Consider the following 9,802-nt stretch of genomic DNA (forward strand, 5'->3'; position numbering starts at 1 on the left):
TTGGGAAGGATCCCTGAAGTACAAGATGAATACTCTGTATGCGGGTACCTGCTTTTACAAAGTCACAGGGAAGAGATGGGGAAGAATTTAAATAAAATTGGAATTTGGCGGGTTATACTATCCGCAAGTCAGTCAAGGGGGACTAGTGATTAGCCCCCCTTACATTTAGTTCTTCCTGCGGTATTTTCTATTTTTGATCAAACTGAAAACCACTAAGAGAACCACACCAACAGCAACAATATAAAATGAAATTTCCGCTGCTGCGGTATTAATATTCTTAAGAACAAGGATAAGCCCTATAGGAATGATGTAAGTTAGAATTCTTACAGCTTTTGGATTCGGTTTAGCGTTTCTTTTATTTTCCATAGTTACCTCCGATCTTAAACACTTTAGAAAATAATCACTTTAAAGCTTAACACAGGATAAATTTGTTAAACACCAACAATAGCCCCGTTTAAAGGAAAAGCATAAGAGTTTTAGTAACCCACAAAGTTGCTGCCTGGTTGCCAGTTACTTTTAGAGCATCCGCATAGCACGCATCTTCAACTGCACCAGTAAAATTGTCAATGATATTAAGAATTATTTCAAAACCGCCGATTCCACCCATAGCAGCTTTAACTTTAGTAGGTATTGCGTCCCGAGCTGCTCTCAGTGCTTTTATAGCTCAGGACAAATCACCTTGAGCAGTAAACTCCGACCCATATAACATAGTCTATTTGTCTAAATCTTAATATTTACTTTTTACACTTAATGATTTTATGTTAGTTTTGTTTTTGCACAGTAAAAAGATAACTTTATTTAGCCCTAAAAAAACATCTGAGCTCCTTGTCAATAATCAAATATAAATCGTCTTCAGCTGACGTCTTTTTCAAGCGCGACGCTTTCGTGAATTGTTGCAGCTAGACTGGTTTTTGAACGGTTTTCTCGCAAAAGAAAAGAGTGTAAATTAAGCCGTACTTTTCTCAGTTCAATTATGTTAATGTCAACATAACGTTGAATTCGGTGTAAGAACTAAGGTATTCTGTCGAGAGCCCGTGTGGTTTAGTTTATCTTGAAGAAAAGGATTAAAATAATAATCTTAATTGCGGGTCATTTCTAAAAACTGATTATCTCCTCCGGCCGCTTCTGTAATTGCTTCTCAAAACAAAAGCTCAATTTGTTTTCTTTTTATCCGAAACTCATATTCATCCTTCATTTTCTGAATAAAATTCCCTAAAGAATTCATCTGAATTAATATTCTGATTTCCTTATATATCAGCATAGCAATTTGTAAAAAAGACCCAGACTGGTGCTTTTGGCGGGAGCAGAAAGTTTTTTAAACTTTACCGGAAAATCCATGGAAAAACGTGGTGCCATCTGGTAAAGTGGTTACAGTCGGCTGGGCGGCGGCAGCAGTCTGCCCGGATCTTTTAAATGGGAATGGTGACAATGGATCATAAATATGAAGTGCATCAAATCAAAACTTATCACCAGATGTGGTCCAACTATTGTTATATTATCGCAGACCGCTCAAAAAAATCTGCGATAGCGGTGGACCCGTCCTGGGAAATCGATAAAATAACCGATAAACTGCATGAATTGGATGTTGATTTATCAGCTATTTTATTAACACATTCGCATTATGACCATGTAAACTTGGCGGAGCCGCTTCAGCAAATCTATCATTCTGATATATACATGTCGTCGGCGGAAATCGATTTCTATCAATTCCGGTGCAGAAACTTAATAGCGCTTGAAGACGGACAAACCTTTGCGGCCGGAGGGTTTATCATCAGAAGTATATTGACCCCGGGACATACGGCCGGGGGAATGTGCTATTTGCTATCTGATCACCTTTTTACCGGTGATACCGTGTTTACAGAAGGGTGCGGTATATGTGAGGACAGGGGCAGCTCAGCTGAAGATATGTTTCACAGTATACAGAGGATCAAAGCCTCTATTCCGCCGCATGTGCGTGTGTATCCGGGGCACTCCTTCGGGGAGAAGCCGGGTCAAAAAATGGAGAGTCTTTTGAAAAACAATATTTACTTTCAGATTGAAAAAAAAGAACATTTCGTGAACTTCCGCAACAGAAAAAATCAAAAAGGGCTGTTTCACTTTAAGTAGCGTATAATTTGGTTCTATCTAACTAGTTTTTCTTTTAGGCCACGGAACTTCTGAATTGAAATGATAGTCATTGCTCGCTTTTTGGTGATGAATGGCTGAGTAACGGTAGTTTGCGGATAAAAGCGCCGGGCAGGCTGAATGGGACATTCTGCTTATATCTATTCCAAAAGCCCTGAGTCCGCCTTCCGTCAGGGAAAAATAGGCATTATTCAGGATTCCGCATAGGATAAATTAACTTGACATGGTATTTTTGTGAAGTTACTATCAACTTGAACATGCTTCTTAACTGAATCCGAGAAAGGATGGCTGAGAAAATGATCACATACATATTCCCCGGACAAGGTTCTCAAAAGCAGGGAATGGGAAGCTCATTGTTTGATGAATTTAAAGACTTAACGGAGCAGGCTGATGAAACACTCGGATATTCCATGAAACGGCTTTGTCTTGAGAATCCGTATTCCAATCTTCACAAGACGCAGTTCACCCAGCCTGCTTTATATGTTGTAAACGCGTTAAGCTATTTGAAAAAAATCCAAGAAAATGACATAAAGCCGGATTATTTGGCCGGCCACAGTTTGGGAGAATATAATGCGCTGTTTGCAGCAGGTGCTTTTGATTTTATTACCGGCCTGCAGCTTGTCCGTAAAAGAGGCGAATTAATGAGTATGGCCACTGACGGAAAAATGGCCGCCGTTATGGGGTTAACCGCAGCTCAAGTGTCGGACGCCCTTCAAACGCACGGATTACATACGATTGATATTGCCAATATGAATTCTCCTCACCAAGTTGTCATATCCGGACGCAAAGAAGACATTGAAAGAGCCAAAAGCGTATTCGAAGGAATAAAGGACGTTACGATGTTTCATCCGTTAAACGTCAGCGGCGCTTTTCACTCGAGATATATGAGCGAAGCAAAACAAGAGTTCGAAAAATTTTTACAGTCATTTCATTTTTCTGCTATATCAATTCCTGTCATTTCTAATGTGCATGCCAGACCTTATGAGCAAGACGGAATCCACTCCGTTCTGGCCGATCAGATCGACCATTCAGTGCGATGGAACGACAGCATGCGCTATCTGCTGGACAAAGGGCGGATGGAATTTGAAGAAGTCGGCCCGGGTCATGTGCTGACAGGACTTATTCACCGCATCAAAAAAGAAACTGAAGCTTCACCCGCCATGTAGCGGAATGCAAGTCAAAATTCTTATCTCACATAATAGTGCCAGCCATACAACATCACGACCACTTCATCTGCACACAACATCAAGAAAAACTTACAAATCAATATTTTAAAAAAATAAAGAGCAAAAAGGAGAACAAATGAACCAGCCAATTGTTTTCATGTTTTCTGGACAGGGTTCCCAATACTATCAAATGGGGAAAGAGCTGTTTGCACATAACGCCGCTTTTCGGCAGAAAATGCTTGACTTGGACGATTTTGCAGTCAGCCGTTTCGGTTACTCTGTCCTGAAAGAGGTTTATCATACAGGCAATCGTCTGTCTGATCCATTTGACCGCCTTCTTTTCAGCCATCCTGCCATTTTTATGGCTGAGTACGCACTTGCATATGCTTTGGAGCAAAGAGGCATACGTCCCGATTATGTGATCGGAGCAAGCCTTGGAGAGTATGCAGCGGCCGCTGTGTCGGGTGTGCTGAGCGCTGAGGATGCTTTAGATTGCGTGCTGGAACAGGCCCGAATCATTACGGAAACTTGCCGTAACGGCAGCATGCTTGCGATACTGGGTGATCCGGCTTTATATCAAGATGATCCGCAGCTCGGCGAACATAGTGAATTGGCATCTGTAAACTATCATTCTCACTTTGTCATCTCGGGAGAGCGGGAACATATCAAAAAGATCATGGACGATCTGAGAGAAAAGCAGATTCCTCATCAGCTATTGCCGGTATCTTACGGGTTTCACTCAGCGCTGGTTGATCAGGCGGAACAGCCGTACAAGCGCTTTTTAGCTCAGAAATCAATCCGGACTCCGTTTATACCATACATCTCCAGTGCGACCGAAGAGGCTGAGACCGATATACAAGCGGACTTTTTCTGGGATATTGTAAGAAAGCCGATTCGATTCCGCGAAGCGCTTCAATTCGCAGACAGCCGCCAAAAAGGATTGTATATCGATGCCGGGCCTTCCGGAACGTTGGCCGCATTTGCCAAACAGATTCTTCCCGCAGGATCGGCTGAACGCATCCGTGCCATTATGACGCCGTTTCATAAAGAACAAACCCATTTGCAGCAAATAGAAGACAGCATTTTATCACCGCCCGGAAGGAGACTGTAAGATGATCAGCTTTGTTTTTCCAGGCCAAGGCTCGCAAAAAATAGGGATGGGAGAGGACCTGTTCGGCCGCTATCCTGAATTAACCGCAAAGGCGGATCACATTCTCGGATATTCCATTCAGGAGCTGTGCCGGGACGGAGAACGTCTCAATCAGACTCAATTCACTCAGCCGGCGCTCTATGTCGTCAATGCCCTCAGTTATTTGAAAAAAACAGAAGAAACCGGCTTGAAACCGGATTTTACCGCCGGACACAGTTTAGGCGAATATAACGCGTTATACGCCTCGGGCGCTTTTGATTTTGAAGAAGGCCTACAGCTGGTCAAAAAAAGGGGCGACCTGATGAGCCGCGCAAAAGGAGGCGGCATGGCAGCGGTGATCGGCCTGACTCATGAGCAGGTGACGGACGTTTTAAGAGAGTATCACTTGCATACGATTGATATCGCCAACATGAACACTCCGCAGCAAATTGTCATTTCCGGATATAAAGAAGATATTGAAAAAGCCGCATCCGTTTTTGAAGCCGTAAACGGCGTAAAAATGGTTCACCGCTTAAATGTCAGCGGCGCCTTTCATTCCAGATACATGCTGGAAGCGAAGGAGGAATTTTCACGGTTTATTGAAACTTTCCATTTTAAGCCGCTGTCCATTCCGGTCATTTCAAATGTGACGGCAAGACCTTATGAGCAGACCGAGCTGAAAAAGACACTCACCGGACAAATAACGGGATCGGTGAACTGGACAGACAGCATCCGTTTTTTAATGGGAAGAAAGAACATGATCTTTGAGGAAATCGGTCCCGGAAAAGTGCTGACGGGGCTGATTCAAAGAATTACGGCTGAAGCGGAGCCGATAATAGATGAAATCAAAGTCCCGGCTGAAGCTGGAAAAAGCTCAATTACGGCGGCGTCTTTAGGAAATGAAGAGTTTAAGCGCGATTATCAATTGAAATACGCCTACTTGGCCGGCGGCATGTACCGCGGAATTTCTTCGAAGGAAATGGTCGTCAAACTGGCCGAAAAAGGAATGATGGGCTTTTTCGGAACGGGCGGTTTGAACATCGCGCACGTTGAGGACGCCATTTTGTCAATTCAGCATGAGCTTCGTGACGGCGGTTCCTTTGGCATAAATGTTGTACATAACATGAAGCATACAGATTCAGAAGAAAAAATGATTGATCTTTTACTGAAGCATGGGGTTCAGAACTTGGAAGCATCAGCATTTTTAACGGTTACTCCCGCTTTAGTAAGGTTTCGCGCTAAGGGGTTAAAACGCGGTGCCGGCGGACAAATAATAGCGCGTCAGCGGATTATCGCAAAGCTGTCCCGTCCGGAAGTAGCGGAAGCATTTCTCAGCCCGGCGCCTGATCACATTCTGCAGAAACTTGCAGCCGAAAACAAAATTACCGCTGAAGAAGCAAGTCTGATGAGAGAAATACCCGTTGCGCATGACATCTGCGTAGAGGCTGATTCAGGCGGCCACACTGACGGCGGAGTTGCTTACAGTCTCATGCCGGCGATCATCCGTTTACGAGATGACATGATGAAAAAATACCGATACGGCAAAACCGTCCGCATCGGAGCCGCAGGGGGAATCGGAACGCCTGAGGCTGCTATGGCCGCATTTATGCTCGGCGCTGATTTTATTGTGACCGGATCCATTAACCAATGCACCGTTGAAGCAGCGACGAGCGGCCTTGTAAAGGATCTCCTGCAGCAGATGAATGTACAGGACACGGCCTACGCGCCGGCCGGCGATATGTTTGAATCAGGCAGCAAGGTGCAGGTATTAAAGAAAGGGCTGTTCTTTCCGACCCGGGCCTCTAAGCTGCATGAACTGTATCAGCGTCACCGCTCAATTGAAGAAATTGATGAAAAGACACTCAGACAAATAGAAGAGAAGTATTTTAAGGCAAGTGTAAGCAGTATTTATGACAAAGTGAAGGCTCATTATTCGAATGAAGACATTTCAAAAGCCGAACGGAATCCGAAACAGAAAATGGCGCTCATATTCAAATGGTATTTCAGGCAAAGCTCTGCTTCGGCGATTAAAGGAGACCCGGATGCCAAGGTAGACTTCCAGATTCATTGCGGCCCGGCATTAGGCGCCTTTAATCAATGGGTGAAAGGTACGGAGCTAGAGTCCTGGAAAAACCGCCATGCCGATGGTATCGGCCTTCGTCTTATGGAAGAGACGGCCTCGCTTTTGAATCAGAAGTTAGGCTCATTTCTGCAAACGTGTTGACAAGACGAAATGATAGATTGAAAACATGGAATATTCATAAAAGATGAAACAGGGAGGAACTGACAATGAGTGAAGAAAGAATCTTTGAATTGCTGCAGAACACAATCTACGAGGTTTTGCCTGATTTAGAAGGCGAACAGCTTTCAAAGGAAGACCGGTTAGTTGATCTGGGGGCGGACTCAGTGGACCGCGCCGAAATTATCACGATGATGCTTGAAGAATTATCACTGCAGATCCCGCGTGTTGAGCTGACGGGAGTGTCAAACATCGGCGAATTGGCGGCAAAGCTTTATGAAAAGGTACAGGCTGTCTGATAAAACGGTGAAAAAATCGGAAACTCAAAATTCATATTGGAGGCGAAGTTCATGGCGGCTGCCGGAATAGAAGCGATAAATGTGTTTGGCGGGACGGCATACCTTGATGTCATGCAGCTGGCGGAGTACAGAAACTTAGACCCTGCCAGATTTGAGAATTTACTGATGAAAGAAAAAGCGGTGGCGCTTCCGTACGAAGACCCCGTCACATTCGGCGTTAATGCGGCAAAGCCGATTATCGACCGATTGACAGAGGCTGAAAAAGACAGAATCGAGCTGCTGATTACCTGCTCGGAGTCCGGCATCGACTTCGGAAAATCACTCAGTACATATATTCATGATTACTTAGGCCTCAACCGGAACTGCCGTTTATTTGAACTGAAGCAGGCCTGTTATTCAGGAACGGCGGGTTTGCAGATGGCGCTTAACTTTATTTTGTCGCAGACATCCCCCGGAGCGAAGGCGCTTGTCGTCGCGACGGATATTTCCCGGTTTTTAATTGCCGAAGGCGGCGATGCGTTAAGCGAGGATTGGTCTTACGCCGAACCGAGCGCCGGAGCGGGTGCCGTCGCCTTATTGATCGGTGAAAACCCAATCGTATTTCAGGCGGATGCGGGCGCCAACGGCTATTACGGCTATGAGGTGATGGATACATGCCGTCCGATCCCGGACAGTGAAGCCGGTGACGCCGACTTGTCATTGATGTCTTATCTCGATTGCTGCGAACAGACATTTCGCGAGTACAAAAACCGTGTGCCGGGCGCTGACTATAAAGAGACGTTTCACTATCTTGCCTTCCATACACCGTTTGGCGGCATGGTCAAAGGAGCTCACCGGACGATGATGCGTAAGCTTGCAAAAGCGAAAAACGCTGAGATCGAACAGGATTTTCAAACCAGGGTAGAGCCGGGGCTCCGCTACTGCCAAAGAGTCGGAAACATTATGGGGGCAGCCTCTTTACTGGCTCTTGCAAGCACGATTGACCAAGGGGCTTTCGACACTTCTAAGCGGATCGGCTGTTTCTCGTACGGCTCCGGATGCTGTTCGGAATTTTACAGCGGCGTTGTGACGCCTGAAGGACAAACGCGGCAGCATTCTTTCAAAATAGAAGAGCATCTGAACAACAGATACAGGCTGTCCATGGAAGAGTATGAAGAACTGTTTAAAGGCAGCGGTCTGGTGAAGTTCGGAACCCGGAATGTCAAATTGGATATGAATATGATTCCGAACATTTTAGACCATCATGCCGGGAGCCCTCGTTTATATTTGGAAGAAATCACGGAATTTCATCGGAAATACAGGTGGATGCCGTGACCTATGAGACGATCAACGTCCGTTTTCAGCAAAATGTCTGCTTCATCACCTTTGATCGGCCTGAAGCCAACAATACGATTAATGAGCGTTTAGTGGAGGAATGCCTGCACGTTCTTTCTGAATGTGAAGACTCCGTGACCTCCGTAGTGCTTGAAGGGCAGCCGGAGGTATTTTGTTTCGGGGCGGATTTTGATGAGATGTACCGGAAAATGAGGCAGGGAATGCAGCATGCGGAATCGCAGGAGCCGCTTTACCGTTTGTGGCTGGCATTAAAATCCGGGCCGTACATCACAATCGCCCGCGTCCGCGGAAAAGTAAATGCGGGAGGTGTCGGTTTTGCCGCCGCGTGCGATATCGTCATAGCAGAGGAGAGTGCTTCGTTCAGTTTATCTGAACTGTTATTCGGACTTTATCCAGCCTGCGTTCTGCCGTTTTTAATTCAAAGAATCGGATTTCAAAAGGCGCATTATATGACGATTATGACAAAGCCCGTGCCGGCGCATCAGGCGCTTGAATGGGGACTTTGTGACGTATGCGTTCCGGACTCAGCAACAGAGCTGAGAAAGCATTTGCTGCGTCTTCGCCCGCTGTCGAAAAAAGCAGTCATCCGTTATAAAAAATACATGGATTCCTTAAACGACCTTGTTCATCGTTCGAAATCCATTGCTTTAGCCGAAAATCAAGCGATGTTTTCAGATCCGGATAACCAATCAGCCATCACCCGTTATGCAGAAACGGGACGGCTTCCTTGGGAAACGGAGAACAGTTAGGAGGATATCATGCCGAACGCCGCAGTTGAACTGCTCGAAATTGAACCGGATATTATCCAAGTGACAATGCAGGATAAAGCCCATAAAAACGCCTTCTCCAAAGAACTGACGGATGGATTGATGGAAGCATTCACCCGTATAAAAAAATCGTCAGTCTATAAAGCTGTGATTTTAACAGGATACGGCCATTACTTTGCTTCCGGAGGCACACAGGAAGGTCTGCTCAGGATTCAGCAGGGCATCACGAAGTTTACGGAAGACCGCATGTACTCTTTGGCGCTGGAATGTGATATCCCCGTCATTTCCGCCATGCAGGGCCACGGAATCGGAGGCGGGTTTGTCATGGGGCTTTTCAGTGATTTTGTCATTTTAAGCAAAGAAAGCGTGTATACCGCAAACTTTATGAAATACGGTTTCACCCCTGGAATGGGGGCTACCTTTATCGTTCCGGAGAAGCTTGGGGCAAGCCTCGGCCATGAAATGCTGTTAAACGGCGGCCACTACCGCGGCGGTGACCTGGAGAAAAGAGGGGTGCCTTTTCCGGTGCTTCCGCGGCAGGAAGTATTAGACTATGCGCAGGAATTGGCCCGTGAGCTTGCGGAAAAACCGAGAAACTCTTTAATTACATTGAAAAGGCACTTGGTGACGCCGTTTCGCGAGCAGCTTCCGGCCGTCATTGAGAAGGAGTTAATCATGCACGATGAGACGTTTCATGATGATGAAGTGAAAAAACGAATCACGACGATGTACGGAGTATAAGA

Annotated in this window: 9 protein-coding genes; 8 read left to right on the plus strand and 1 reads right to left on the minus strand. The window is 45.7% G+C overall.

The window, feature by feature from the left end; genetic code table 11:
- Positions 1–165: 165 nt before the first annotated feature.
- Complete coding sequence (locus tag L3V45_RS08440) at positions 166–366, minus strand: hypothetical protein (RefSeq protein WP_236837340.1); 201 nt, start codon at positions 364–366, stop codon at positions 166–168.
- Between the two features lie 1,062 nt (positions 367–1,428).
- Here L3V45_RS08440 and L3V45_RS08445 point away from each other — a divergent pair.
- The 8 genes from L3V45_RS08445 (at position 1,429) to L3V45_RS08480 (ending at position 9,800) form a co-directional block, all read left to right on the plus strand.
- A complete protein-coding gene (locus tag L3V45_RS08445) occupies positions 1,429–2,106 on the plus strand; it encodes an MBL fold metallo-hydrolase (protein WP_236837341.1) in 678 nt (225 codons plus the stop codon).
- 314 nt (positions 2,107–2,420) lie between these two features.
- Entirely contained in the window at positions 2,421–3,290 is an 870-nt protein-coding gene (gene fabD, locus L3V45_RS08450) for an ACP S-malonyltransferase (RefSeq protein ID WP_024085317.1), read from the plus strand.
- 136 nt (positions 3,291–3,426) lie between these two features.
- Positions 3,427–4,401 carry an acyltransferase domain-containing protein gene (locus tag L3V45_RS08455; protein WP_236837342.1) on the plus strand — a complete coding sequence of 325 codons (975 nt, stop codon included), beginning with the start codon at positions 3,427–3,429 and terminating at the stop codon, positions 4,399–4,401.
- 1 nt (position 4,402) lies between these two features.
- Complete coding sequence (fabD, locus tag L3V45_RS08460) at positions 4,403–6,643, plus strand: ACP S-malonyltransferase (RefSeq protein WP_236837343.1); 2,241 nt, start codon at positions 4,403–4,405, stop codon at positions 6,641–6,643.
- Positions 6,644–6,708: 65 nt separating this feature from the next.
- Complete coding sequence (locus L3V45_RS08465) at positions 6,709–6,957, plus strand: acyl carrier protein (protein ID WP_003154099.1); 249 nt, start codon at positions 6,709–6,711, stop codon at positions 6,955–6,957.
- Positions 6,958–7,008: 51 nt separating this feature from the next.
- Entirely contained in the window at positions 7,009–8,271 is a 1,263-nt protein-coding gene (locus tag L3V45_RS08470) for a hydroxymethylglutaryl-CoA synthase family protein (protein WP_003154098.1), read from the plus strand.
- Positions 8,268–9,041, plus strand: a complete 774-nt coding sequence (locus L3V45_RS08475; protein WP_003154096.1) for an enoyl-CoA hydratase/isomerase — start codon at positions 8,268–8,270, stop codon at positions 9,039–9,041. Before L3V45_RS08470 ends, L3V45_RS08475 begins: the two co-directional genes overlap by 4 nt.
- 9 nt (positions 9,042–9,050) lie before the next feature.
- Entirely contained in the window at positions 9,051–9,800 is a 750-nt protein-coding gene (locus L3V45_RS08480) for a polyketide synthase (protein WP_003154094.1), read from the plus strand.
- The last annotated feature ends 2 nt before the right edge of the window (positions 9,801–9,802 follow it).

This window comes from Bacillus sp. R45 (genome assembly GCF_021729365.1).
In the GTDB taxonomy this organism is placed as follows: Bacteria; Bacillota; Bacilli; order Bacillales; family Bacillaceae; genus Bacillus; species Bacillus velezensis.